The following is a 24,942-nucleotide window of genomic DNA, read 5'->3' as shown; positions in this document are numbered from 1 at the left end:
TCGGGGGTGCGGGGCGGGTGCTCCCCTCCCCCGGCGGTGTTCTTCACCGGGTGTGCTCGCCGGGCCGGCCCGGCGATCGCAGGGGCGCCTCGGGGACGAGGTGGCAGACGAGGAGTTTGAGGAAGAAGAGGGTGGTGAACCAGTCGAGGGTGTCGGGTACCGGCAGGGCGGTCTGGTTGACCAGGATGGCCGTCATGTAGGCGGCCATGGCGGCGGGTCGTTTGGCCTCCAGTCTGGCTTTCTCGATGAGCAGGGCGCCGGCCAGGAGCAGGGTGGTGTTGGCGAGGAACCAGCTCCAGGCGGTGTCCATGACCACGAAGGCCATCGCGGCGAGGTAGGCGGTGTGGGCGGCGACGAAGCCGAGCCGTGCGCGGGGTGGCTTGTGGTGGTACCACCTCTTGGCGGCGTTGGTCGCGTTGGTCATGACGCCGCCGACGAGGTCGAGGCCGATGAGCGCGGCCAGGGCCCATTGCGGCCAGGAGCCGTGGATGGGCGCGGCGATGAGGTGCCAGCCGAGCAGTGCCGTGCAGGCGAGTGAGCCGGTGAGTTCCGCTTGTTGTTCGGCGCGGGTCTTGCCGGGGCCCATGAAGCGTTGCAGGGCGCCTTTCCAGCCGGGTGGGGTGGCGGGGATGTCCCAGTCGATCTCAGCTTTCATGGGGGGTGCTCCACAGTCCTTCGATGAGGCTCCAGGTGAGGTCGGGGGCGGTGGCGCCGTCGCGGAGCCGGGCGGCGGTCCAGAGGTCGGCGGCGCGCAGGACGGCGGCGGTGGCGGTGAGCATGAGGTCGCGGTCGACGTCGGTTCTGATCACGCCGAGGGCGCGTCCGTTGTCGATGACGGGGGCGAGCCAGGGGGCGGGGTCTTGTGCGGTGGTCGCGTCGAGGAGGGCGAGGTCTTCGGGGTGGGTGAGGCCGTGGGTGACGAGCCGGTCGGAGGCGTCGCGGAGCTGGCGCCGGAACTGTTCGGGTGTGTGGGCGGGGGGCCAGTCGCCGAGGGTGTGGAGGATGCGGGTGTGGACGTCTTCGATGACGGCGGCGAAGAGGTCTTCCTTGCCGTCGAAGTACTGGTAGGCGGAGGTCTTGGAGATCCCGAGCTCGGCGATGATCTTGTTGTAGGAGGCGCGGTCGGCGCCGTCGCGGGCGAAGTGGGCGCGGGCGACGCGCAGGATCGTTTCCCGCCGGTCGTCGGGGAGGCGGTAGAAGCGCGGCAACGGCATGTACCGATGGTACACCCCACCGGTCTGGGCGGCGGGAGGGGCGCATCCGAGCCCGCTGGACCCCCGGGGCGGTCCGGTCCGGCGGCGGGTGAGTGACGGCAGGGGCAGGGCGCCCGGCCGGCCGGGCTGGTCGGCGCCGGGAGTGGCCGGGAGGCGGGCGGGAGGCGGGCGGGAGTGGCCGGGAGTGGCCGGGAGTGGCCGGGAGGCACGCGGGGGTGCCGGGGCACGGGCGGGTGAAGGGCGGCCCAAGGGCGGTTGGGGCGCGGGGATGCCGGGGTGGGCGGGAGGGTTTGGATCGCCGCCGGGCCGGGTTGCGCCAAGAGGCCGTCGGGAGGTCGTGTCCTGGCCGTGACCTGGGGTGATGCGATGGGGGGCGATGCTGGGGGTGTCGGCCGGTGTCGTGGTGGCGCGGCCTTCCCCGGGTGAGCCTGGCAAGGGGTTCCCGGGCGGGGGCCCGGTCATCGCGGTGGACGCCCGGGCAGCCTCCCCCGCCCGGGCGCCCTCGATGACGGGTGGCGCTGGAATGCGGCGGAAACCGGGGCCGCCCGCACGCCCGCACCCTCGGGATCGGCCGCTCCGGCCGCCTACGAGGCGCTGGCCGGGCGCTGCGAGGGTGTCTCTGATCCCAGCCTCTCCCCCGCGCCCGGGGAGTCTTCGGGTTCGGGGGCTCCGGAGCCTCGGTTGCCGGGCCGGGGTCTCGGGTTTCGGGCGCGGTTCCGGGGGGTGGCGGGAACCTCCCGACAGGATATTTTCGGGCAAAGCGGGTCAATGGGGGCTGCTCAGGGCGGCTTTTTGCGGTGAATCGTCACGAGCAGTGGATGTTTCATGTCAGCATCGTGGGCATGTATGGGGCATATGGGACTGCCGTAAATGTCTGGGACGCGTGGGTTTGCCCGTTGTCCGGCCGGTAGTCCCCCGCCCTCCCACCGTCCGCTCCCCGCCTGGAAAGAAGTCCCGCGTTGCGTATCCTGCTGCTCTGTTCCTCCTTCAACGGCCTGACCCAGCGTGCCTGGCTGGAGCTGCGGCGGGCCGGTCATGACGTCTGCGTGGAGCTGGCGATCTCCCCGGAGGCGATGACGGAGGCGGCCGAGCTGGCCAAGCCCGATCTGATCATCTGCCCGTTCCTGAAGGAGCGGGTGCCGGCGGCGTTGTGGCGCGCCTGGCGTACGGTGATCATCCACCCGGGGCCGCCCGGCGACCGGGGGCCGTCGTCGCTGGACTGGGCGATCGCCGACGCCGAGCCGGAGTGGGGGGTGACGGCGCTGCAGGCGGTCGAGGAGATGGACGCCGGCCCGATCTGGGCGTACCGGATGTTCCCGATGCCGGCCGAGGCGCCGCGCAAGTCGGCGCTGTACAACGGGCCGGTGGCCGACGCGGCGGCGGAGCTGGTGCTGGAGGTGGCGGCGCGGGCGGCCGACCCGTCGTTCGCGCCGGTCCCGCTGGACTACCGCTCCCCCGAGGTGCGCGGCCGGTTGCGGCGCGCGATGCGTCACGCCGACCGGGAGTTCTCCTGGGAGGAGCCGACGGAGGACATCCTGCGGCGGGTGCGGGCGGCCGACGGCGCGCCGGGCGGGAGGGCGCGGTTGTGCGAGCTGCCGGTGCGGGTGTTCGACGTCTACCGGGGGCCGGAGCTGGCGGGCACGCCGGGCCGGGTGGCCGGGCGGCGGGAGGGCGCGGTGCTGGTGCACACCGGTGACGGGACGGTGTGGGTGGGGCATCTGCGGCTGGAGCAGGACGGCGCGGTCAAGCTGCCGGCCGCGATGGCGCTGGGCGAGCGGGTGGCCGGCGTGCCGGAGCGGCAGGGCTACAGCGAGATCACCTATGACCGCAGCGAGGGGGTCGGGGTGGTGAGTTTCGACTTCTACAACGGGGCGATGTCGTCGGAGCAGTGCCGGCGGCTGGCCTCGGCGCTGCGGTACGCGGCCGCGCAGGACACCCGGGTGCTGGTGGTGCGGGGCGGGGAGGTGTTCTCCAACGGCATCCACCTGAACGTGATCGAGGCGGCGCGCCATCCGGAGCTGGAGGCGTGGATGAACATCAACGCGATCAACGCGGTGTGCCGGGAGATCGTGGGCTGCACCTCGCAGCTGGTGGTGACGTCGATCGGGGGCAACGCGGGCGCGGGCGGCGTGATGATGGGGCTGGGCGCCGACCGGGTGATCGTACGGGAGTCGGTGGTGCTGAACCCGCATTACCGGACGATGGGGCTGTTCGGCAGCGAGTACTGGACGTATGTGCTGCCGCGGCGGGTGGGGGCCGCGCACGCGCGGCGGCTGACGTCGCAGGCGCTGCCGATCGGCGCGGCCGAGGCGGTGGCGTGCGGGCTGGCCGACAAGGCGCTGCCGGGGCCGCGGCTGGACTTCGAGCGGCGGGTGCTGGAGTACGCCGAGCGGCTGGCGGCCGATCCGGGCTACGATCGGCTGCTGGCCGGGCGGCGGCAGGCGCGCGAGGCCGACGAGCGGCGCAAGCCCCTGGACGCCTACCGGGCCGAGGAGCTGGCGGAGATGAGCCGGGACATGTTCGACGACCGGTGCGGGTTCCGGCAGGCGCGGCGGGCGTTCGTGCAGAAGGTGAAGGCGCAGGCCACGCCGGAGCATCTGGCGCGTCACCGGGAGTTGTCCGGCGCGTCGGACCCCTCCGTCGCGGCCGCATCTCATATGTGAGATATGGTGGCCTGTTGTGGCAGATGATTACCTTGTGCGGATCGGCCGGCTGATCCGGGATGCGCGTCAGCATCGTGGATGGACGCAGCTGCAGCTGGCCGATGCGCTGGCGACGAGCCAGAGCGCGGTCAACCGCATCGAGCGCGGCAACCAGAACATCAGTCTTGAGATGATCGCCCGGATCGGTGAGGCGCTCGACAGCGAGATCGTCTCGCTCGGCTATGCCGGGCCGATGCATCTGCGGGTGGTGGGCGGCCGGCGGCTGTCGGGCAGCATCGACGTCAAGACGTCGAAGAACGCGTGCGTGGCGCTGCTGTGCGCGTCGCTGCTGAACTCCGGCCGCACCATCTTGCGGAAGGTGGCGCGCATCGAGGAGGTGTACCGGATCCTGGAGGTGCTGGCCTCCATCGGGGTGCGGGCGCGGTGGATCAACGAGGGCAGCGACCTGGAGATCGTGCCTCCGTCCCGGCTGGAGCTGGAGGCGATGGACACCGACGCCGCCCGCCGCACCAGGAGCGTGATCATGTTCCTGGGGCCGCTGATGCACCGGACCGAGCAGTTCCAGATCCCGTACGCCGGCGGCTGCGACCTGGGCACCCGCACCGTGCAGCCGCACATGACGGCGCTGCGCCACTTCGGGCTGGACATCACCGCGACCGGCGGTTTCTACCACGCGCGGGTGGACCGGTCGGTGACGCCGTCGCGGCCGATCGTGCTGACCGAGCGCGGCGACACCGTGACGGAGAACGCGTTGCTGGCCGCGGCCCGCCACGACGGGGTGACGGTGATCCGCAACGCCTCCTCCAACTACATGGTGCAGGACCTGTGCTTCTTCCTGGAGGAGCTGGGCGTGCGGGTGGAGGGCATCGGCACCACGACGCTGACCGTGCACGGGCTGCCCCAGATCGAGCGGGACGTCGACTACTCCCCCTCCGAGGACCCGGTGGAGGCGATGAGCCTGCTGGCCGCGGCGGTGGTGACCTCCTCGGAGCTGACGATCTGCCGGGTGCCGGTGGAGTTCCTGGAGATCGAGCTGGCGGTGCTGGAGGAGATGGGGCTGGATCACGACCGGGGGCGGGAGTATCCGGCGGCCAACGGCCGTACCCGGCTGGTGGACCTGACGGTGCGGCCGTCGAAGCTGACCTCCCCCATCGACAAGATCCACCCGATGCCGTTCCCCGGCCTGAACATCGACAACGTGCCGTTCTTCGCCGCGATCGCGGCCTCGGCGCAGGGCTCGACGCTGATTCACGACTGGGTCTACGACAACCGGGCGATCTACCTGACGGAGCTGACCCGGCTGGGCGCCTCGGTCAAGCTGCTCGACCCGCACCGGGTGCTGGTGGAGGGGCCGACCCGGTGGCGCAGCGCGGAGATGATGTGCCCGCCGGCGCTGCGGCCGGCGGTGGTGGTGCTGCTGGCGATGATGGCGGCCGAGGGCACCTCGGTGCTGCGCAACGTCTACGTCATCAACCGGGGGTATGAGGATCTGGCCGAGCGGCTGAACGCGCTGGGGGCCCGCATCGAGACCTTCCGCGACATCTGAGGCCCGTTGTCGGTGGCGGCCGCTACCGTCGTTTCCGGATCTTCTCGCGCGCGGGACCGGCCGCGCGCGGCCGGGGAGGAAGGAGGCGGCGGTGCGGCCTGCGGAGCTGGACCGGGTGACGGTGGCGGAGGCGGCGGACCGCTATGTGGAGCTGGTGCGGGCCAGGACGGTGACGGGGGCGCTGTCGCCGGCGTCGGCGGAGGTGTACGCGCGTGACGTGGCCACGCTGGTGGAGCTGGCGGGCGCCGACGTGGTGCTGGACGACCTGACCGGGGCCGACGTGGACGCGATCCTGCTGGCGTTCGCCCGCCGGCCGGACGGCCGCACCGCCCGTGCCCGTGACGGGCGCGCGGGTGCCGGTGGGGGCGCGCAGGCCGGGGCGGGGCAGTCGCCGTCGTCGCAGGCGCGCTTCCGGCGCTCGATCTCGGCGCTGTTCAAGCACGCGACGCTGGCCGGGTGGGTGCAGATCAACCCGATGACCCGCTCGACGGTGACCGCGCGGCAGCGGGGCGGGCTGCGTGCCGAGCGGCGGGCCCTGACCCGCGAGCAGGCGCAGGGGCTGATCGGGGCCGCGCGTGAGCTCCGCGAGGCGCCGCCCGAGCACGGCAAGCGGCGTGACCAGCGCACCGAGCTGCGCGACGCGGTGATCGTGCTGCTGCTGGCCACGGTGGGGCCGCGGGTGTCGGAGCTGGTGCGCGCCAACGTGGAGGACTTCTTCACCAACGACGGGGTGCGCTACTGGCGCATCTTCGGCAAGGGCGGCCGCACCCGCGACGTGCCGCTGCCCGGTGACGTGGCGCGGGTGCTGCAGGCGTACCTGGAGCAGGAGCGCGAGCCGCGCCGCGAAAGTGACCCCCGGGACGGCCGGGACGACGGCAAGGCGCTGCTGCTGTCGTGGCGGGGGCGGCGGCTGGCGCGCGGCGACGTGCAGGCGGTGATCGACCGGGTGCAGCGGCGGGTGGACCCCGACCGGCGCCGCTCGGTGACGCCCCACGGGCTGCGGCACACGACGGCGACGCACCTGCTGGCCGACGCCGTGGACATGGACGCCGTACGCCGGGTGCTGGGCCACAGTGACCTGTCGACCCTGGGCCGTTACCGCGACGAGCTGCCCGGCGAGCTGGAGGTCGCCATGCGCTCCCACCCGCTGCTGCGCGACCGCCCCGCACCCTGAAGACCGCCCGCGCTTTTGAAGACGGCGGGCGCGGGCGGATCGGCGGGCGCCCGTGCCCGGGGCGCAGACCAGTACGGGAGAAAGGGATCCGGACGAGATTCCCGACGTGGTGATCGACCACGTCCGGCGCTGCCTGGACTTGGCCGAGGACATCTGGCCGGACCATGGGTCCTCCCCGAGCGCGAAGGCGCAGCGGACGATGGCCCGCGCGGCGCGCGGGCCATCGTGGTGGCGCGGGATCCGGCCGGGACTCGGCCGGGGCGGGCCGGAGTGGAGGTCAGCTCGGGCCGAACCAGGTGGAGAGTGCTTCTCGCAGCGCAGGCGTAGCTGTTGCGGCGGGTTCGTCGACGGGGGCCGCCCAGGCGATGTGAGCGTCCGGGCGGATCAGCAGGGCGTCGGCCGGCCGGGTGCCGGTCCTGGCGGTGTGGACGTCGACGCGGTCCTTCCAGTCGTGGGCGGCCTCGCGCAGGTCGGGGCGGTCGGCGAGGTCGAGCAGGACGGGTCTGGCGGGGTGCATGAGCCGGGCGACGCCGGTCATGCCCTCGCTGGTGTGCAGGGTGAGGTCGGGGGCGAAGGCGCCGGTCAGTGAGTGGTCGTTCGTGCCGGGCATGGGGTAGCGCAGGTCGCTGCCGGCGACCAGGGCTCCCATGCGGCGCAGCGGTTGTTCGTCGGTGAGCAGTTCGGTGAACATCTCGCGCAGGGCTTCGGCGGCCGCGTCGTGGCCGCGGCGCAGGGCGACCTGGGCGCGGGTGTGCAGCATGGTGCGGGCGGCGGCCAGGTGGCGTTCGTCGTGGTAGGTGTCCAGCAGTCGGGGCGGGGCCCAGCCGTGCAGGTCGGCGGCCAGCTTCCAGGCCAGGTTGACCGCGTCCAGCATGCCCGCGTTGAGTGCCACGCCGGTGGCGGGGAACAGGTGGGCCGCGTCCCCGGCCAGCAGGATGCGGCCTTTGCGGTAGTGGTCGGCCTGGCGGGCCTTGAAGGTGAAGCGGGACAGCCGGGTCGCGGCGGCGATCGGCAGGTGCGCGCCGAGCACGCGGTGCACGCTGTCCTGGAGTTCGGTGACGGTCATGGGGACGTCGTCGTCGTACTCGGTGGTCTCGTCCTCGATGGTGTAGAGGGAGACGCTGGTGGCGCCGGGTGCGCCGCCGAGGCCGAACAGGCCGTGGTCGGTGCGGGTGAATCCGGCGCGGATCGTGCCGTAGCCGGGGACGTCGAGATCGCCGTTGCCCAGCACGGTCACCGCGGCGGGCAGGGTGACCTGGGCCAGCCGGTTGACCTCCGGGTAGACGGTGCCCGGAAAGCCGATGCCGGCCCAGTCACGGACGCGGCTGCGGGCGCCGTCGCAGCCCACCAGATAGCGGGCGCGCACCTGAGATGGCCCGTCCGGGCCGCGCACGTCCACCGTCACCGCCGCGTCGTCCTGGCGGATGCCGGTCACCTCGCGTCCTCGGTGGATTTCGACGTCCAGCTCCGCGGCACGTTCCTCCAGCAGCCGCTCCAGCTCCTGTTGCGGCAGCGGCAGGGCGTGCATCGGCGGATCGGGGAGCCGGGTGAAGTCCAGGTGCACGCCGCCGAACGGGAACCGGGGCGCCGGCGGCGGTCCCGGGCAGGCGGCCTCGAAACGCTCCAGCAGGCCCCGGTAGCGCAGCAGCTCCAGGATCTGCCCGCCCAGGCCGCCGGCCTTCGGGGTGTCCCGGCGGCGCGGCTGCCGCTCCAGCACCAGCGGCCGCACCCCGGCCAGCCGCAACTCGGCGGCGAGCATCAGGCCGGTCGGGCCGGCCCCCACAATGATCACATCGGCGTTCGTCACTTGTCGGTTTTCCTCGTCATTCGTCGTTGCCGTCAGCGTCGTCAGCGTGCGCATGGCGCTACTCCCCGGTCCGCCGATCCCGGGCCCGGCCGGTGATCCCCCGGGCGGCTCAGCCGGCAGGGTGGTGCCGGCCTGAATCAGGGGCGGCATGGCGGGGTGGGATGGTGACGGGTCATCGGGGGATGTGTCAGTTTCCCAGGTCGGCCACGGTCGAGGCCGGGGCGGTCAGGACGGCGTCGAAGGCGTCCAGGACGGGCGTGTGCAGGTAGGCGCTCTGGATCCGGTAGCGGTCGGGGCCGGGAGTCTCACGGGGCGCCTGCCGGAGGTCGGCGATGCTGAGCCCGAGTCCGGCCTCGGCGAAGGCGGCCTCGACGCTGCCCGGCTCGGGCGGTTGCAGCGGGGTGTCGTCGATGGCGAAGCCGTAGCGGGCGTTCTCGTCGGGGCGCATGTCGGCGGTGTGCCCGCCGATGCTGGTCAGGGCGAGCGCGACGTAGTCGCCGCCGAGGGCGTGGTGCAGGTGCTGGCCCATCGGCAACCCGGTGAGCCGGCCGTTGAAGGAGACGGGCGTCTTCTGGATGTGGGCGTTGTGGGCCGGCAGCACGATGCGGGTGCCGGGGCCGGAGCGTTGCAGGTGCCACTGGACGGATCCGGCCATGTAGACGTCGCGGCCGGAGGTGTCGGCGGTCCAGCCGTTGCCGGCGTACAGGCCGGCCATGGCGCGGAAGCCGTAGTCGGCGTGGCAGGCGGCCTCCAGGCGGCGCAGCGCGACATCGTAGCTGTGCCGGTCGCTTCGGGAGACGTACAGCACCTCGACGGCGCGGAAGCGGAGGAGCAGGCGCATCAGGATCGCGCTGAGGGCGTCCTGCTCGGCTGCGGGCAGGCGGGTCCAGGCCGGTGCGGCCGAGGCGGCGGAGGCGCCGGCGAAGGATCCGGCGATCCGCATCGCCTGCTCGATGGCCGGCAGGGTTTCGGGGTCGACGTCGCGCAGGTAGCCGGCGACGGGGGCCAGGGCGGGCAGCAGGGATCCGCCGGCGGCCGGGATGTCGATGCCGGCGAACCGCGTCGGCACCCCGGCGGTGGCGTTGTGCCGGCGCATCCAGCGCAGCGGCTCCTCAACGCCTACCGGGATGGTCGCGTCGAGCAGGGTCTTCAGGTCGTCGTCGGTGCCCTGGCCCTGGGCCCAGGCGTCCAGGGGGAAGCCCTCGCTGAAGCCGTACTCGAAGGCCAGGACGGTGAAGCCGCAGCGTTCGGCCAGGAAGCGCAGGATGCGCTGCCGCAGGTGCGCGAACTCGGTGATGAAGTGGGAGTTCTCGCCGATCGCGACGACGCGCGCGTCGCCGATGAGCTCGCGCAGCGGCTCCAGGTCGTCCAGCGGCGCCTCGGGGTCGAGGTGGCCGAGCGGGACGGCGTGCTCGCGCAGCCAGCCGGTGAACGGGTCGAGGTGGGACGAAGCAGGCATGCTGATGAACCGATTCTGTCGTGCTCTGGTACGGAATGGATCAGAGGTGCGGCAGCGCGGAAGCCGCACGCTCCAGGTCGTCGACGCTGCCGGACATGATCGTCCGGACGTGCGTGGTGATGTGCTCCAGCGGCCAGTCCCACCACGCCACCGCCAGGAGCCGGGCGATGTCGGCGTCGCTGTGGCGGCGGCGGATGAGCCGGGCGGGGTTGCCGCCGACGATGCCGTAGTCGGGCACGTCGTCGACCACCACGGCGCCGGAGGCGATGATCGCGCCGTGCCCGATCCGCACGCCCGGCATCACCGTGGCCCCGTAGCCGAACCACACGTCGTGGCCGACCACGGTGTCACCCCGGCCGGGCAGGCCGCTGATGAGGTCGAAGTGCCCGGCCCAGGACCCGCCCATGATCGGGAACGGGAACGTCGAGGGCCCGTCCATGCGGTGGTTGGCGCCGTTCATGATGAACCGCACCCCGGTGCCCAGCGCGCAGAACCTCCCGATGACCAGCTTCTCCGGCCCGTAGTGGTACAGCACGTTGCGGGTCTCGAACGCGGTCGGATCATCCGGATCGTCATAGTAGGAGAACTCTCCCACCTCGATCAGCGGCGAGGTGACCAGCGGCTTGAGCAGCACCACCCGGGGCTGGCCGGGCATCGGGTGCACCACGGTCGGATCGGCGGGAACAGCGGAGGTCACGAACTCTTTCCTCTCTGAAAGCCGGCCCGCAGGTGGAGTAAGGCCACCTGCGCATGCCTTGAACCAGAAAACGGGACGGGGCGTCCCGTATGGCTGCGCCAAGCGTGCAAGAATGTCTTCTCCATTGTCAAACCAGACGTCCCGTCCCGATATGGTGGCACCATGAACGCCCGCCGCCGCTCCCACGACCGGACAGAAACGATCATGCAGACCGCCCTCGACCTGGCCCTTGAGGTCGGCTACGCCAAGCTCAGCATGGAGGCGGTCGCCGCCCGGGCCGGCGTCGGCAAGGACACCATCTACCGCCGGTGGCCCTCCAAGGCCCTGCTGTTCCTCGACGCCGTCCTCAGCTCACGCACCCAAGGCCTGGAACATCCCGACACCGGTGACATCGTGGCCGACCTGCGCCAGGTGATGACCCGGGCCTGCGACCTGCTGGGCCGGCCGCCATGGGGACCGCTGTATCAGGACCTGATCGGCGAGGCGCAGCACAACCCCGAAGTCGCCGCGGCCCTCAACGAACGCTTCATCCAGCCCCAGGCCGCCGACACCCTGGCCCGGATCAAGGCTGCGCAAGAGCAAGGGCAGCTCGCCCCCGACTTCGACCTGGACCTGGCCTTCGAGCTCCTGTCGGGACCGTTGTACTTCAGGCTGCTGATCACCCACGAGCCGCTGACGCCCGCTTACATCGATCGTGTGCTCCAGGCGGTCTTCGCTGGTATGGGCCCTCGGCCACAGCCCTGACACGCGAGCGCTCATCCGGGCCGGCCGCCGCGCCGCCACCACCACGATGCCGGCGCCGTCCGGACGGGCGAGCATGACGAAACCTGTGGCCGCCACCGACTCGTGAAAGCCCAGATGCGTGGTGAAGACATCGATGGAGGCCGCCAGGTCGTCGACGTTCAGCGACACGGCCGAGCTGATGATGTGCAGAGCGCCTCCCCAGAAACGGAACATCCGACAGCCCGGCGAGCACCACCAGCCATCGTGATCTCTTCGGGCGCCCTCCAGCCTGGCCGCAAGCCGGCACCGGTGACAACGCCAGCTCCGATAAGGTGCCTTAACCTCTCGCTTAACAACGAAAGAGCAAGTGTGGAGCTGCGGGACATCGAGATCTTCCTGACCCTGGCCGAGGAACTGCACTTCGGCCGGACCGCCGAACGGTTGCACGTGACACCCGCCCGTGTCAGCCAGGCGATCAAGAAGCAGGAGCGCCGGATCGGCGCCGCCTTGTTCGAACGCAACAACCGGGCCGTGACGCTGACGCCGATCGGCAGGCAGCTCTTCGAGGACCTCGCGCCGATATACCGCGGCCTGCACGAGAGCCTGGAGCGCGCCATCCGCGCGGCCGGCGGAAAGACCGAGGTACTGCGCCTGGGCATGCTCTCCAGCAACGTCCAGGACTTCCGGCCGCTGCTCGACGGGTTCCACGCCCGCAATCCCGCGTGCGAGGCACAGATCCGCTACGTCGGGTTCGGCGACCCGTTCGGGCCCTTGCGGGCCGGGGAGGTCGACGTCCAGATCGCCTGGCTGCCGATCAGGGAGGCCGACCTCACCGTCGGGCCGCTCGTCCGCGTCGAGCCCGTCGTCCTCGCCGTCGGCGCCGGCCACCGCCTGGCCCAGCGGGAAACGGTGTCGTACGAGGACCTGGCCGACGAGATCGTCATCGGTGGCGCCAAACCCGACTACTGGCGGCAGGCCCTCGTCCCCAGCCACACCCCCGGCGGGCGGCCGATCCGCGTGGGGCCGGCCGTCACGGCCGAGAGCGAACTGCTGCCGATCCTGTCCAACGGCGAAGCCGTCGCGCTCGTACACTCCCACGCCGGCCGTTACCACTCCCGGCCCGACATCGTCTACGTACCGATTCGCGACGCACCTCCAGCACGGTGGGCGCTGCTGTGGCGCACCGCCACCGAAACCGACCTGATCCGCTCCTTCGCTCACACCGCCCGCCAGGTCGGACCCGGCGTCGCCGGACACGAGTGACCGGTGGACAGCCCCCGGCGCTGAGATGGATCGTGATCACCAAGATCCCTCAGCTGGTGCCCGCTTCGTCGTGCAGGCCGCAGACTTTCAGAGGCGCGGATACCGAACACGTAGGCGGTCTCGAACAGCACGTGTTTCACAAGCGACCACCTATGAAACAGCACTCCCAGCGGGACGCGTCCAGGGTGAACGCTGTTCATAGGTCGGTGCAAACAGGTGGACGGATGAAACACCCATGAAACGATCTCCGGGGGCGCGACGACGACGACCTCCGCGTGGAGGCCCACGCCTGCCCGATGACCTCCTGCGCCCCGGCCGGGAATGTCAGGGGGCGGCGGCCGGGGTGGAACGGGTGGCGAGCCGGTCGAGGGAGATGCCGAGCACATCGGCCAGGGCGGCGATCGTGAAGAACGCCGGCGTGGCGATGCGGCCGGTCTCGATCTTGCGGAGGGTCTCGGCGGACATGCCCGCCGCCGCCGCGACCTCGACGATGCTGCGCTCGCCGCGGGCCTGGCGCAGCACCTGGCCGAGCTGCTCGCCGCGGAGCCGCTCCTCGGGGGTCAGCGGAGGTCGCACCATGGCCCCACTCTATACCGGCCTCCCCCCCGGCCCGCCGGGACGACCCCCTTTTTGTACGTGCGTACACATGATGTGTACGGTTGTCCGTATGATGCATGACGGGGACCAGCGCACCATGCGCGAACGGATGATCGCCGGCGACCTCTACCTCGCCGACGATCCGGAGCTGGCCGAGCAGCTGCTGCGCGCCGCGGAGCTGATGGAGGCGTACAACAGCGCACCGGCCCGGGACAGGCGGGAGCGGCGCCGGCTGCTCACCGAGCTGCTGGGCCACGTCGGCGAGGGCACCGAGATCCGGCCGCCCCTGCGCGTCGACTACGGCGCCCACATCCGCATCGGCGCCCGATCGTTCGCCAACTACGGCCTCGTCGCCCTGGACGTCGCCCCGATCACCATCGGCGACGACGTGCAGATCGGCGCCAACGTGCAGCTCATGACGCCCACCCACCCGATCGACCCGCAGCTGCGGCGCGCCAAGTGGGAGGCCGCCCGGCCGATCGCCATCGGCGACAACGTCTGGCTGGGCAGCGGGGCGATCGTCCTGCCCGGCGTCACGATCGGCGACAACACCGTCGTCGGGGCCGGCGCGGTCGTCACCCGCGACCTGCCGGCGAACGTCGTCGCGGTGGGCAACCCCGCCCGCGTCATCCGCACCATCGAACCCGGCACCGAGCCCCACACCCTGCCGCCCGCCGAGCCGACCTCCGAGACCACCGAGTCGCGTGCCGAGTCGCGTATGGGGCCCGGCGGCGAGGCCGCCGCGGGGCCCGCTGCTCCCGCCCAGCCCTCCGCGCCCACCACCCGGCCTTCCCCGTGACCGTCAGGACCGTCAGGACCGTCCCGGGGGCCGGCACGACGAGCGGCGGCGCGGCATGAGCGGGACGGACACGCCGCGACCGCCCGCCCCGCGACGCCGGCCACGGCGGCACGACCCCGGGCGGCGCGACCGGCTGATCGACGCCGCGCTCACCGTGATCGCCGAGCGCGGCGCCGCCGCCACCACCCACCGCGAGATCGCCCGCGCCGCCGACGTGCCCCTGGGCTCCATGACCTACCACTTCACCTCCCTGCAAGAGGTGCTCGCCGAGGCGTTCACCCGCCACGCCGAGACGGTGGCCCGCCTCTTCGACGAACGCCTCGCCGCCGCCCCCGACCGGGACGCGGCCGTCGAGGCGGTCATCACCCTGGTGGCCGACGACCTGCTCGGCTCCCGGCACGACCTCGTCCTGTCCGTGGAGCTGTACGCCGCCGCCGCCCGCGACCCCGCCCTGCGCGCCGTCACCCAGTCCTGGATGGCGCGCAGCCGCCGGGCGCTGGAACGCCACTTCGACCCCGCCACCGCCCGCGAGCTGGACGCTCTCATCGAGGGGCTCGTGCTGCACAGCGCCCTGTCGACCGACCCGATGACGCCGCAGCAGATCCGCCACGCCATCCACCGCTTCCTGCGCTGACCCCGTCCCGCGCCGGAGAACCTCCCCGTGACTCCCCCGGCCTGAAAGCCCGTCGCCGCCACCCCGTCGCCGCCTTCCGGACCGCCATCTCCGGTGACACCCCGCTCGGAGTGACAAGCCGCCGGCGCGGGCCGACCCCGTCCGGGGTGACAATCCCGCTGTCGCGGGCGGCCGGGTAATAACCCGTGGTCCGGGGCCGGAACGCAGCGGCGCGGCCTGCCGGCCCGCACCCCCGCCCGGGGGATGAGCCCGCACCTCACGAAGGGCCCGCGCGCGGGCCCGCGAGCGGGGCACAGGACCGGCGCCCGGTCCCGGTGGGGTGGCCGGCCGGCGGCTCGCGCAGGATCTCGATGGCGGGGGTCCGCCTGGTGGCGAACACCACCCTGAACGCCGCCTTGAACACCGCCGTGAACGCCGCCTCGAACGCCGCCCTGAACGCGATCGCCAGGCTCAGCCGGCCGCGATAACCCCGGCTCCGGCCGCACGGCCCCCCGCGCGCACCGCGGCCGGGTGGCGGCCAGGACTCCTGCGGCGCACGCCGGGGTGCGCCGGCCGAAGCGCTTCACAACCGCCACCCGGCCGCGCCTGCGCCCGCCTTCCCCCGCGGTTAAGGTGCGCCGCCCCGGCGGCCGCCGCACCTCGTCCCGCCCCGGCCCGCCGGCCGGAGCCGCCCCCCGCCCGGGCCCCTGGGCGGACAGCCGGGCAGGCGCGGCCCTACGGCGTCCCACACGGCCCGCCCGTCCCACCCGGCCCGGTCGTCCCGCCCGTCCCGGCCGGACACCGCCGGCGCCGCACCGGGCGGCACTGGCCGCGCACCGGGCGGGCAGGCCCGCACAGGCCGCCCGCGGCCCCCCGCGCACGACACCGGGGACGATCACCGGCCACCCCTCCCACGCCATCGCCCCCACGGGCGACGCCGGCCGGGCGGCCCCGCGAAAGGCACTGGTCATCACCGTCGTCATGGACTCGAAACGACACCGCCCGGCACCCCGACACGGCCACCGGACCCGCCGTCACCTCCAGGCTAAGCCCGCGCCCAGCGCAAAGCCGCCCAGGTCAAGAAGCCGCAGGAACTTTTGACCCCGCCATGGGAAACGCCACCCGCCCGTGCCCGCCCGTCCCCGGGCACGGGCGGACACGGGCGCCGACCTCGCGCACCGGCGTCCCGCACACCCCTACGAGGCCGGGCCCGCGCTCACGGCTCCTCCTCCAGGCAGACCATCAGATGCGTCACCAGCTCCTCCGGCGGCGTCACAGCCGGGTCCGACACGTACACCTCGCGAAGCGGGCCCCGCACCACGTGCCGCCGCTCCGCGCACCAGGCCAGAACGGCGTGCGCGGTCAGCGAGATCTGGTCGTAGGGGCCCACATGCGTCGCCCGGGCGAACAACCCGCCCGGCAGCACCCGTACCTGCGCCCCCTCACCGTCCTCCCAGCCGGCCCCTCCGGCGGCCCCTCCGGCGAGCAGCAGCGCGGCCGACACCTCCACCACCTCGCCCACGTCCACCGGGAACAGCCCGATCAGCCGCACCGGCGTCACCCGCGCCGCCTGCGTGCGCAGCAGCCGCGCGATCGCCGCCGACGTGGCGCGTCCCACGTCCTCCGCGCCGGCCGCCCGCTCCCGTACCAGCAGCGCCCGCCGCGCGGGCTCGGCCACCACCCGCACCGGCGCCGCCGGCAACCCCTGCGCCATCACCCGCTCCAGCGTCGCCAGGGTCCGCCGCCGCCGCGCCAGCTCGGCCTCCAGCTCCGCGCGCACGCCCTCCAGCACGCCCGCCGACCCCGCCAGCACCTCGCCCACCACCGCCAGCGGCACGTCCAGCGACCGCAGCAGCCCGATCGACAACGCCGTACGCGCCTGCGAGGCCCGGTAGTAGCGGTAACCCGTCTCCGCGTCCACGTACGCCGGCCGCAACAACCCCAGCTCGTCGTAATGCCGCAGCTGTTTGACGCTCAACCGCCCCAGCCGGGCGAACTGCCCGATCGGCAGCAACTCCTCTTCCACGCCCCCCACCCTGGCCCCTCCCCGTGGGGGAGAGTCCAACCGGCCCCCTCTTTTCCGTGCCCCCTTTTTCCGTGCCTCTTTTGCGGGGCCCTGTTGACCCTCACGTCACGTCACCCGGCAGGCTGAACCCCATGAGCTTCTCCGTGGGACAGGTCGCCAGGCTCGCCGGCGTCACCGTGCGCACCCTCCACCACTACGACGAGATCGGCCTGCTCACCCCCGGCGAGCGCACCGGCACCGGCTACCGCCGCTACACCGACGACGACCTGACCCGGCTGCAGCAGATCCTCCTCTACCGCGAGCTCGGCTTCCCCCTCGACGAGATCGCCGTCATCCTCGACGCCCCCCACGCCGACGAGCTCACCCACCTGCGCCGCCAGCACGAGCTGCTCACCCGCAAGGCCGAGCGCCTGCACGAGGTCATCGCCGCCGTCGAGCGCGCCATCCAGGCCCGCGCCACCGGCATCGCCCTCACCCCCGCCGAACGTTTCGAGATCTTCGGCGACTTCCGCCCCGAGGACCACGACGCCGAGACCGAGCGCCGCTGGGGCGGCAGCGCCGCCTACGAGCAGAGCCGCCGCCGCGTCGCCTCCTACACCAAGGCCGACTGGCTCCAGCTCAAGGCCGAGGCCGCCGCCCTCACCGGCGACCTCGTGGCCGCCCTCAAGGCCGGCCTGCCCGCCGGCGACCCCCGCGTCATGGACCTCGCCGAGCGCCACCGCGGCCACATCGGCCGCTGGTTCTACGACTGCGGCCACGACCTGCACGCCCGCCTGGGCGACCTGTACGTCGACGACCCCCGCTTCACCGCCACCCTCGACGCCGCCGCCCCCGGCCTGGCCCGCTACCTGCGCGACGCCATCCACGCCAACGCCCGCCGCGCGGCCCTCTGACCCCCGGCCGGCCGCCATCCACCCATCCCCCATACATGCCCTTGCAGGCATATAACCGAGCCGGTATATTCACGGGCGTGACCTTCGACGTCCTCGCCGAACCCACCCGGCGCCACATCCTCGACCTCCTCCTGCAACGCCCCCACCAGGTCGCCGAGCTCACCCGCCACCTCGGCCTCACCCAGCCCGGCACCTCCAAGCACCTGCGCGCCCTGCGCCAGGCCGGTCTCGTCACCGTCCGCAAGGACGCCCAGCGCCGCTGGTACGAGCTGCGCCCCCAGCCCCTGGCCGAGATCGACGCCTGGCTCACCCCCTACCGCCACCTGTGGGCCGCCACCCTCGACCGCCTCGAACACCACCTCGACACCATGGAAGACCCCACCCCATGAACGAGACCCTCACCCTGCACCCCGACGGCCGCACCAGCCTGCGGATGCGCCGCCGCCTGCCCCACCCCCCGCACAAGGTCTGGCACGCCATCACCACCCCCGAGCACCTCGCCGCCTGGTTCCCCGCCGAGGTCACCATCGACGGCGACCGCATCGGCTACGGCTTCGGCCCCGACGGCCGCATCACCGAGAACGACCCGCCCCGCACCTTCGCCCACACCTGGGGCGAGGACGAGCTGCGCTGGCAGCTGGAGCCCGACGGCGAGGGCGGCACCCTGCTCACCTTCACCCACACCTTCACCGACCGCCACGGCGCCGCCAGCTTCGCCGCCGGCTGGCACACCTGCGTCAAAGCCCTGCACGCCCACCTCGACGGCCGCCCCACCCGCCTGCCCGACCGGCCCGACCCCGCCCGCTCCGCCCGCCTGCACGAGGACTACATCGCCATCCTCGGCCTGCCCTCCACCACCACCGCCGGCGGGACCGTCCGCGTCGAGCGCCAGCTCACCCGCCCCGCCGAGGACGTCTGGCGCCTGCTCGGCGGGCCCGCCGCCACCCCCGGTGCGCCGCCGCCCGCCCCGTTCACCGTGCCCGGCCTGCGGCCCGGCCCGGTCACCCGCGCCGAGCCCGCCAAGCTCCTGGAGTACGGCACCGAGGACGGCGGCGTCCGCTGGGAGTTCGCCGAGGGCACCGGCCAGGGCCCGCGCCTCATCGTCACCTGCACCGGCGACCCCGCCACCGCGGACGCCTGGCGGGTCCGCGTCGAGGATCTGGCGGCCTCCCTCGTCGAATGAGGGGTTGTCAGGGGTAGGAAATGATTATGTCCAATTTCTCGCCCTTTACGATGTAGATCATGTTATGCGGTGAGTCCCAGGGCCGCCGCCGTCACCAGCCGCGTCCGCTCCGGCCGCACCAGCAGCTCCGTGGAGTCGGCCAGCTGGTCCACGCACCCCGTCAGCGGCAGCCCCCGCACCACCGGGTCCGACACCGACGCCATCAGCGCCTCCTGGAACCGCTCCCCTCCGATCACCCGGAACGGCCGGTCGTGAAAGCCCCGCACCCCCTCGTCCAGCCGCGCCGCCAGCGCCATCCGGTTCTGCAGCGCCGCCACCCGCCCGTACGCGGCCGACAGGCCCTCCTCCCGCTCCCGCCACGACCGCGCCGCCACCGCCGCGCCCAGCGACTCCCCCAGCTCCGCCGACCCCGGCAGCCGCGCCAGCGCGCTGCCCAGCCACTTGGCGTACGGCGGATAACGCCGCCGCAGCAGCAGCGCCAGCCGCATCACCTCCCGCACCAGCCGCGTCCCCACCACGGCCGAGCCCAGCTCGTCACCCACCTCCCCGCACCGCCCCACGAACGGCTCCTCCTGGGCGATCCGCCGCCACTGGCAGGCCAGCACGTAACGCCACACGTCCTGCGGATACCAGCGCAACGCCGCCCTGACCGCCTCCAGGCCCGGCTCCGGCAGCCCGTCGTGGAACACCTCGCCCCCCGTCACCTCCGCCAGCCGCTGCCACGGCGCCGACAGCCAGTCCAGCAGCGACACCCCGCCGCGCGGGTCGAACCCCAGCCGCTCCACCAGCCACCGCCCCAGCTCCGTCACCGTCACCCCGGGACGCACCCGCTCGTGGTAGCTGAACACGGTCGGGAACCCGCCGAACCGCTCCGGCAGCCCCGCCACCACCTTCGCCTCCACCTCGGCCACCTGGCCCGCCGGCACGAACACCAGCACCCGCGGCCCCCAGTCGTGATCGGTGGAGCGCGCCGTGTCGAACGCCAGCACCTCCGACCCCGGCCCGATCAGCGCGGCACTGTGCGGCACCCCTGACACCAGCGGCGCCACCACCTCGCCGTAAAAGGCGCGCGACAACTCGATACCCGGCACAAAATCGCACATCACGCCGACAACTCTGCACCACCGCCCGCCGGACCACACCCGATTTTCACCCCGCCCCACGCCGCCCCGCCCTGCCCCCGCGCCGGCCCCGCGCCGGCCGGATCGTGTCACCGGGGGTCCCCGGCGGGTGAGAAGATCGAGGGTGCCCCGAATAGCGAACGCAGTACGCGCAAGACTCCCCCGGCCGCTGCACGCACTCGCGCGCAAGCATCGTGAACTGCTGAAGTTCGTGGTGGTGGGCGGGACCGCGTTCCTGGTGGACAACACCGTGTTCTACGGGCTGAAACTGACCGTGCTGGAGCCGAAACCGGTGACCGCGAAGATCATCGCGGTGCTCGTGGCGACGATCGTGTCCTACGTGCTCAACCGTGAATGGTCGTTCCGGGCCAGGGGCGGCCGCGAGCGCCGCCACGAGGCGGCGCTGTTCTTCCTGGTCAGCGCGGCCGGCCTGGTGATCAGCTCCGCGCCGCTGTGGATCTCCCGGTACGTGTTCCTGCTGGAGACCCCGCAGGTGAGCCTGGCGGCCCAGGAGATCGCCGACTTCGTCAGCGCGCAGGTCGCCGGCACCCTGATCGCCATGGTCTTCCGCTTCTGGGCACTGCGCACATGGGTCTTCCCCGACGAGAGGCCCGAGCCCGCCGGCCCCCGGCCCGGCCGGGCCGCAACCGCCGCCGCCGCCGCCCGCTCCGGCGCCCCCGGGCCGGGCGGTCCGGCCGGCCGCGTGTCACGCCACGGCCGGCGCCCGCCGGGCCGGACCTCACCCCGGGCGAGCGAGAACGCCGGAATCCTGCGGCCGTAGAACGCCGCAGCCCCCGGCCGTGACCTGCACAGGCGGTGAGGGCCGGTCCCGTGGCCACCGCCCCGCGCAGGGGAGGCGGTGGCCGGGCAACGCCCCCTTCCCGGGGACAAAGGCGGCGCGGCTCGTGCCCGACGCGACCCCGTGAGCACCCCCAGCTCGGCACGCCGGAGCCGCGCCGCCTGGCATATCGGCCGCGAGACCGGCTCAGCAGCAGGCCACCGCGGCGCTCGCCGCGGGAGCGGTCACGGCGAGCACGCCCGCGCCCATTCCCACCGACACCAGCACGGCCAGGACGATCGAGGCGATTCTGCGGCGCATGTTTCCCTCCAGAGGTGAGATCTGACAAGGAAAGTCTCGTGCGCGGCCGGGCGCCGGTAAATCGGCCCGGCGATGGATTTCCCGCTCCACCGTTCGATGGAACCGGCGCCGCGCGTCCATCGAACGATTACCCTCGATCGCCTACCCGCCGCCGTCGCCTACCCGCCGTCGTCGCGGCTCGCCGGCACGACCAGGCCGGACTCGTAGGCGTACACGATGGCCTGCGCGCGGCTGCACAGGCCCAGCTTGGACATCAGGCGGTGCAGGTGCGTCTTGATGGTCGCCTCGCTCAGCGACAGCTGGGCGGCGATGTCGGCGTTGGACAGGGCCCTGGCGACCAGGCGCAGGACCTGCAGCTCGCGGCCGGTGAGGGTGCTCAGCGCGGCCGGGGACGCGGCCCGGCCGGGCCGCGTGGCGTAGGCCTCGATGAGGCGGCGCGTGACGGTGGGCGCGAACAGCATGTCTCCCGCGGCGATGACCTGGACCGCCGCCAGCAGCTGCTGCGGCGGCGTCTCCTTCAGCAGGAACCCCGACGCGCCGGCGCGGAGTGCGGTGTAGACGTATTCGTCCAGGTCGTACGTCGTGAGGATGGCCACCTTGGGCGGCGGGCCGGCACCGGCGGACAGGATGCGCTCGGTCGCGGTGATGCCGTCCAGCCCGGGCATGCGCACGTCCATCAGGACCACGTCGGGACGGACGGCCGCGGCCATCGCGACGGCCGTCTCGCCGTCGGCGGCCTCCCCGGCCACCTCCAGGGCGGGGGTGGCCCGGATCAGCGCGGCCAGCCCGGTGCGGACGAGCATCTGATCGTCGACGATGAGCACGCTGACCATGCGGGGCGCCGTCCTTCACCGGTCAGCCGGCGGCGGACGGCTCCGCCGCCGGGAGGGGCAGGGTGAGCGTGACGGCGAAGCCCCCGCCGGGGCGCGGGCCGGCCGTCAGCGTTCCGCCGTACAGCTTGGCCCGTTCCCGCATGCCGATCAACCCGTGGCCTGAGCCGCCGCGGGTCTTCGCGGGCGCGCCGTCGTCGGTCACCCGGACGAGCAGGGCCCGCGGCTCGTAGGTGAGCGCCACGGTGGCGGTGGCCGGGCGGGCGTGCTTGAGCACGTTCGTCAGCGCCTCCTGCACGATGCGGTACGCGCACAGGTCGAGCCCCGGCGGCAGCGGGCGCGGGCTTCCGTTCCTGACCACCCGGACAGGCACGCCGGCGGCCCGGACGCGGTCGGCCAGCGCGGCCAGCCCGGCCAGCCCGGGCGAGTCCTGCCCGGGCGGGCCGGGCGCGTCCTGGCGCAGCAGGGTGAGCACGCGCCGCATCTCGCCGAGTGCCTCGCGGCTGGTGCCGGCCACGGCCGACAGCGCGCCGCGGGCCTGCGCGGGGTCGGAGTCGAACACCACTTCGGCCAGCCCGGCCTGCAACGCGATGGCGGACATGTGGTGGGCGACCAGGTCGTGCACCTCCCAGGCGATCCGCAGCCGCTCCTCGGCCACGGCCTGCCGCTCCCGGTCGGCCTGCTCCCGCCGCAGCCGGCCGGTGAGCTCGGCCAGGCGCGTGTTGGCGGCGTTCAGGCGCGCGTTGGCCTCGGCGAGCCGGGCGTTGGCGTCGGCGAGCTGCCGGTTGCGCTCGCCCCGCAGCCGTGACCCGGCGCCGACCGCCCAGATCATGCCCAGCCCGATCAGATCGACCGGGTTCGCCCAGTCGAAGCCGGGCGGCGCCGAGGCCGAGGCGTGCACGAGCACCCCCAGCGTGAGCGCTGCCCCCGCGGCCGCCACCCGCGGCGGCCGGTGGGCGGCCACCGTGTAGAAGGCGAGCAGCGGCCCGTAGATGTTGAGCACGTACTGGTATCCCAGCGCCTGATAGCACAGGGCGGCCGTGCAGCAGGCCACCAGCACCGCCGCGGGCGCCCGCCTGCGCAGCGCCAGCGGCGCGTTGGCGGCCAGGCACAGCAGCACCGACAGCGCGTCGTGCGGCCGATGGCCGGCGGGCGCGTGCGCCGCCACGAACGGCAGCGCGGCCAGCACGGCCAGCGCGAGCAGGGCGTCGGCCGCCGGCGGCGGAACCTGTCTCAGCCTTCGAAACAGCCGCACTGCCATCCGGCGACCCTAACCGCCCCGGCCGCGTGTGTCATCAACCGGACGATTGACCCGCCGCACGCACAAACCCCGCCCCGTCGGTGGGTGCTTCCCGGGGCCCTGCGGTGGTACGGGCGGCGGGCCATCCCAAATACATGGAGTTTCCAAAGGAACTGGCCCAGCAAGCAGGGCTGACCGACACCCAGACCGACGCGCTGTGGAGGCTGAGCCGCGGGCAGGAGATGACCGCGCGACGGCTGGCCGACCTCCTGCAGTGCGACGCCTCGACCGCCACGGCGATGATCGACCGGCTGGAGAAACGCGGCCTGGTCCGGCGGGTGCCCCACCCCACCGACCGGCGCGTGAAAGTCATCCAGCTCACCCCCGAGGGATGCGCGCTGCGTGATCGCGTCATGCGGCACACCACCGAGCACTCACCCTTCGCCCGCCTCGACCACGACAGCAGGCTGCACCTGCACGCGCTTCTCCGCCAGGCGATCGACGGCGATCTCGGCAGCTGAGCCCGCCGGCGTCACGGGCACCCCGGAAAGGAACACCATTGAGCAGCGAGACCGCGGTCATCACGGGCGGAGCCTCCGGCCTGGGCCTGGTGATCGCACGCCACCCAGCCCAGGCCGGGTATGGCGTCGTCCTGGTCGGCCGGGACGCCACACCCGCCACACCCGCCGTGCCTACCGACCTCCAGGGCTTCCACACCTCCGAGACCACCCACCCCCCGTACACCCTCCTCACCGGTCCCGCCAAGGCGTCGTGGTTGTATTGCCCGCGTATGGTGATCGTGATGTATGGCCATCGGGAGTCCCGCGTCGTTTCCGTGCGACGGGCCGGAGGACGACAGAAGCGCCGGTGAAAACGCCTGGCCGGACGATCGTCAAGAGGGCTCCCCGCACTCCTTCTACTGGGCGGCAAGGAACCCTCTGGCCTGCGGAAACACTGTCGGGAACACGTATACGGGCGGGGCCGGCGGGAAGCCTGGATTCATCGCGCCGGAGATCTGCAGCGCCCCATACCGCAACGGAGATTGATCAGCATGGCCAAGGACGCCGTGGTAAATAGGGTCTGCCCTGGCGGCTACGTCTACCTGGTTCCGGGCAGACTCGCCGTAAGGACTCCCTCTCCCTACTACCAGCCCGAGAGCGAAGAAATCATCGTAGACATCATGCCCACCGGTAGCGAAGTAGTGGTGTTCAAGAACCCCACGGCGCTCTTGCGACTTACGGGGCCCGCCGGCTGCGAGTTCCAGCTTCCGAACAAGGACCTTCCCAACCACTTCGAGTGGAGTCATCCAGTCACTGGTGACAAAACCCAGGTGAGGGCTGTCTTCACGAAGCCCACGCCGACGACTCTGAACCGAGGGAACTCGCTGAGCTACAGATTCCCGATCTCGGGCCGGGACGGTCGTGACTGCACCGTGGAGATCGTCATGTCAGCCGAGCCGGTCCAGGTGGTGGCCGATTCATGCCGGTGGACGGTGTCCGGTCTCGGCACTGACACGACCAACCTGGGGGCTCACCCCCTCGACGCCTTGCCGTAGGGCTGACCGCCGGAACCGGCGAGACCCGGGCCCAGCTGCACGCACTCCTCCTCGCCGTGGCCGCGACCACGCTGGCGTACGCGACGCGCATCTGAGACGAGAAGGCCGCCGACAGGGCAGGGCCCACGCGCCGCCACGCCCGAGACCTCCCTGCCGAGGCCGAGCTCACGGCCGGCACCCCGGCCATCACCGGCCGGCAGCACCGGCGTCCCGCTCGCCCCGGGCAGCCGGCGACAGGAAGGCAGCCGCAAGGAAAGCCGGCCCTCAGCCGCCGTGGCCGGCCACGTGAGCCGCCATCACCCGGCGCCGCCGGTACCCGATCCGCTCATACACCCCGACCGCCACCGCATTGCCGTCGTCCACCATCAGCGCCGCCCGCCCGTACGCCGCCACCAGCTCCGCCGACAACCACCGGCACACCCGCCCGGCCAGCCCCCGCC

The 24,942-nt window shown here is 73.0% G+C and carries 24 protein-coding genes and 1 pseudogene; 14 read left to right on the top strand and 11 right to left on the bottom strand.

The features are described 5' to 3' along the window. Positions 1-43 precede the first annotated feature (43 nt). Together IO39_RS22105 and IO39_RS22100 are read right to left on the bottom strand one after the other, a co-directional pair. Positions 44-655 (bottom strand): hypothetical protein, encoded by a 612-nt coding sequence (locus IO39_RS22105; RefSeq protein ID WP_043626408.1) that lies wholly within the window; start codon positions 653-655, stop codon positions 44-46. Further along, positions 645-1,214, bottom strand: a complete 570-nt coding sequence (locus IO39_RS22100) for a TetR/AcrR family transcriptional regulator (protein ID WP_052423254.1) — start codon at positions 1,212-1,214, stop codon at positions 645-647. The genes IO39_RS22105 and IO39_RS22100 overlap by 11 nt, the downstream gene beginning before the upstream one ends. A 959-nt stretch (positions 1,215-2,173) precedes the next feature. Between IO39_RS22100 and IO39_RS22095 the strand changes: the two genes are divergently transcribed. The 3 genes from IO39_RS22095 to IO39_RS22085 all read left to right on the top strand — a co-directional run bounded on the left by IO39_RS22095 (position 2,174) and on the right by IO39_RS22085 (position 6,597). Beyond that, positions 2,174-3,877 carry an enoyl-CoA hydratase-related protein gene (locus IO39_RS22095; RefSeq protein ID WP_052423209.1) on the top strand — a complete coding sequence of 568 codons (1,704 nt, stop codon included), beginning with the start codon at positions 2,174-2,176 and terminating at the stop codon, positions 3,875-3,877. A gap of 16 nt (positions 3,878-3,893) precedes the next feature. Beyond that, positions 3,894-5,423 carry a helix-turn-helix domain-containing protein gene (locus IO39_RS22090; protein ID WP_043626404.1) on the top strand — a complete coding sequence of 510 codons (1,530 nt, stop codon included), beginning with the start codon at positions 3,894-3,896 and terminating at the stop codon, positions 5,421-5,423. A 91-nt stretch (positions 5,424-5,514) separates the two neighbouring features. After that, positions 5,515-6,597: a tyrosine-type recombinase/integrase gene (locus IO39_RS22085; protein ID WP_043626401.1), complete on the top strand. Its 1,083-nt coding sequence runs from the start codon at positions 5,515-5,517 to the stop codon at positions 6,595-6,597. 277 nt (positions 6,598-6,874) lie between these two features. Here the strand turns inward: IO39_RS22085 and IO39_RS22080 are convergent, their stop codons facing one another. The 3 genes from IO39_RS22080 to IO39_RS22070 all read right to left on the bottom strand — a co-directional run bounded on the left by IO39_RS22080 (position 6,875) and on the right by IO39_RS22070 (position 10,518). Continuing rightward, positions 6,875-8,404: an FAD-dependent monooxygenase gene (locus IO39_RS22080; RefSeq protein WP_043626397.1), complete on the bottom strand. Its 1,530-nt coding sequence runs from the start codon at positions 8,402-8,404 to the stop codon at positions 6,875-6,877. Positions 8,405-8,591: 187 nt separating this feature from the next. Next, positions 8,592-9,863 (bottom strand): erythromycin esterase family protein, encoded by a 1,272-nt coding sequence (locus IO39_RS22075; RefSeq protein ID WP_043626394.1) that lies wholly within the window; start codon positions 9,861-9,863, stop codon positions 8,592-8,594. 40 nt (positions 9,864-9,903) lie between these two features. Further along, entirely contained in the window at positions 9,904-10,518 is a 615-nt protein-coding gene (locus IO39_RS22070) for a CatB-related O-acetyltransferase (protein WP_052423252.1), read from the bottom strand. A gap of 204 nt (positions 10,519-10,722) precedes the next feature. Here IO39_RS22070 and IO39_RS22065 point away from each other — a divergent pair, with 204 nt between their 5' ends. Continuing rightward, a complete protein-coding gene (locus IO39_RS22065) occupies positions 10,723-11,304 on the top strand; it encodes a TetR/AcrR family transcriptional regulator (RefSeq protein WP_043626388.1) in 582 nt (193 codons plus the stop codon). Between the two features lie 348 nt (positions 11,305-11,652). Then, the gene (locus tag IO39_RS22060; RefSeq protein ID WP_043626385.1) at positions 11,653-12,546 is read left to right on the top strand and encodes a LysR family transcriptional regulator; all 894 of its coding nucleotides are present in this window, start codon (positions 11,653-11,655) and stop codon (positions 12,544-12,546) included. Between the two features lie 324 nt (positions 12,547-12,870). Here the strand turns inward: IO39_RS22060 and IO39_RS22055 are convergent, their stop codons facing one another. Further along, positions 12,871-13,125: a helix-turn-helix domain-containing protein gene (locus IO39_RS22055; RefSeq protein ID WP_043626383.1), complete on the bottom strand. Its 255-nt coding sequence runs from the start codon at positions 13,123-13,125 to the stop codon at positions 12,871-12,873. A gap of 127 nt (positions 13,126-13,252) precedes the next feature. Here IO39_RS22055 and IO39_RS22050 point away from each other — a divergent pair. Further along, a pseudogene (locus tag IO39_RS22050) lies at positions 13,253-13,783 on the top strand (sugar O-acetyltransferase); the annotation flags it as partial. Between the two features lie 214 nt (positions 13,784-13,997). After that, complete coding sequence (locus IO39_RS22045) at positions 13,998-14,576, top strand: TetR/AcrR family transcriptional regulator (RefSeq protein WP_043626380.1); 579 nt, start codon at positions 13,998-14,000, stop codon at positions 14,574-14,576. Between the two features lie 1,195 nt (positions 14,577-15,771). Here the strand turns inward: IO39_RS22045 and IO39_RS22040 are convergent. Further along, positions 15,772-16,581: a MerR family transcriptional regulator gene (locus IO39_RS22040; RefSeq protein WP_043626378.1), complete on the bottom strand. Its 810-nt coding sequence runs from the start codon at positions 16,579-16,581 to the stop codon at positions 15,772-15,774. Between the two features lie 131 nt (positions 16,582-16,712). On the opposite strand from IO39_RS22040, the gene IO39_RS22035 reads away from it, so the two are divergent. The 3 genes from IO39_RS22035 to IO39_RS22025 all read left to right on the top strand — a co-directional run bounded on the left by IO39_RS22035 (position 16,713) and on the right by IO39_RS22025 (position 18,657). Next, positions 16,713-17,474: a MerR family transcriptional regulator gene (locus IO39_RS22035; RefSeq protein WP_043626376.1), complete on the top strand. Its 762-nt coding sequence runs from the start codon at positions 16,713-16,715 to the stop codon at positions 17,472-17,474. 77 nt (positions 17,475-17,551) lie between these two features. Beyond that, positions 17,552-17,863 (top strand): ArsR/SmtB family transcription factor, encoded by a 312-nt coding sequence (locus tag IO39_RS22030; protein WP_043626374.1) that lies wholly within the window; start codon positions 17,552-17,554, stop codon positions 17,861-17,863. Next, positions 17,860-18,657, top strand: a complete 798-nt coding sequence (locus tag IO39_RS22025; protein WP_043626371.1) for an SRPBCC domain-containing protein — start codon at positions 17,860-17,862, stop codon at positions 18,655-18,657. The genes IO39_RS22030 and IO39_RS22025 overlap by 4 nt, the downstream gene beginning before the upstream one ends. 62 nt (positions 18,658-18,719) lie before the next feature. On the opposite strand, the gene IO39_RS22020 is transcribed toward IO39_RS22025, so the two are convergent. Beyond that, the gene (locus IO39_RS22020; RefSeq protein WP_342671436.1) at positions 18,720-19,748 is read right to left on the bottom strand and encodes a DUF4037 domain-containing protein; all 1,029 of its coding nucleotides are present in this window, start codon (positions 19,746-19,748) and stop codon (positions 18,720-18,722) included. A 154-nt stretch (positions 19,749-19,902) separates the two neighbouring features. On the opposite strand from IO39_RS22020, the gene IO39_RS22015 reads away from it, so the two are divergent. Further along, positions 19,903-20,559, top strand: a complete 657-nt coding sequence (locus IO39_RS22015; RefSeq protein WP_245642129.1) for a GtrA family protein — start codon at positions 19,903-19,905, stop codon at positions 20,557-20,559. A 476-nt stretch (positions 20,560-21,035) separates the two neighbouring features. Here the strand turns inward: IO39_RS22015 and IO39_RS22010 are convergent, their stop codons facing one another. Then, positions 21,036-21,710 carry a response regulator gene (locus IO39_RS22010; RefSeq protein ID WP_043626365.1) on the bottom strand — a complete coding sequence of 225 codons (675 nt, stop codon included), beginning with the start codon at positions 21,708-21,710 and terminating at the stop codon, positions 21,036-21,038. Between the two features lie 22 nt (positions 21,711-21,732). Next, the gene (locus IO39_RS22005) at positions 21,733-22,968 is read right to left on the bottom strand and encodes a sensor histidine kinase (protein WP_043626361.1); all 1,236 of its coding nucleotides are present in this window, start codon (positions 22,966-22,968) and stop codon (positions 21,733-21,735) included. A 134-nt stretch (positions 22,969-23,102) separates the two neighbouring features. Between IO39_RS22005 and IO39_RS58980 the strand changes: the two genes are divergently transcribed. The 3 genes from IO39_RS58980 to IO39_RS21990 all read left to right on the top strand — a co-directional run bounded on the left by IO39_RS58980 (position 23,103) and on the right by IO39_RS21990 (position 24,502). Continuing rightward, complete coding sequence (locus tag IO39_RS58980; RefSeq protein WP_084773270.1) at positions 23,103-23,468, top strand: MarR family winged helix-turn-helix transcriptional regulator; 366 nt, start codon at positions 23,103-23,105, stop codon at positions 23,466-23,468. A 38-nt stretch (positions 23,469-23,506) separates the two neighbouring features. Continuing rightward, positions 23,507-23,818 (top strand): hypothetical protein, encoded by a 312-nt coding sequence (locus tag IO39_RS56805; protein ID WP_043626358.1) that lies wholly within the window; start codon positions 23,507-23,509, stop codon positions 23,816-23,818. A gap of 180 nt (positions 23,819-23,998) precedes the next feature. Beyond that, a complete protein-coding gene (locus tag IO39_RS21990; RefSeq protein ID WP_043626356.1) occupies positions 23,999-24,502 on the top strand; it encodes a hypothetical protein in 504 nt (167 codons plus the stop codon). A 264-nt stretch (positions 24,503-24,766) separates the two neighbouring features. Here IO39_RS21990 and IO39_RS59655 read toward each other — a convergent pair whose 3' ends face one another. Continuing rightward, on the bottom strand, positions 24,767-24,934 hold the full coding sequence (locus IO39_RS59655; RefSeq protein WP_084773316.1) for a GNAT family N-acetyltransferase: 168 nt from the start codon (positions 24,932-24,934) through the stop codon (positions 24,767-24,769). Positions 24,935-24,942 lie beyond the last annotated feature (8 nt).

The sequence above is a fragment of the Nonomuraea candida genome, from assembly GCF_000725485.1.
GTDB classification, from domain to species: domain Bacteria; phylum Actinomycetota; class Actinomycetes; order Streptosporangiales; family Streptosporangiaceae; genus Nonomuraea; species Nonomuraea candida.
The sequence above is the reverse complement of the archived record's forward strand: the minus strand, read 5'-3'. Positions and strand labels throughout refer to the sequence as shown.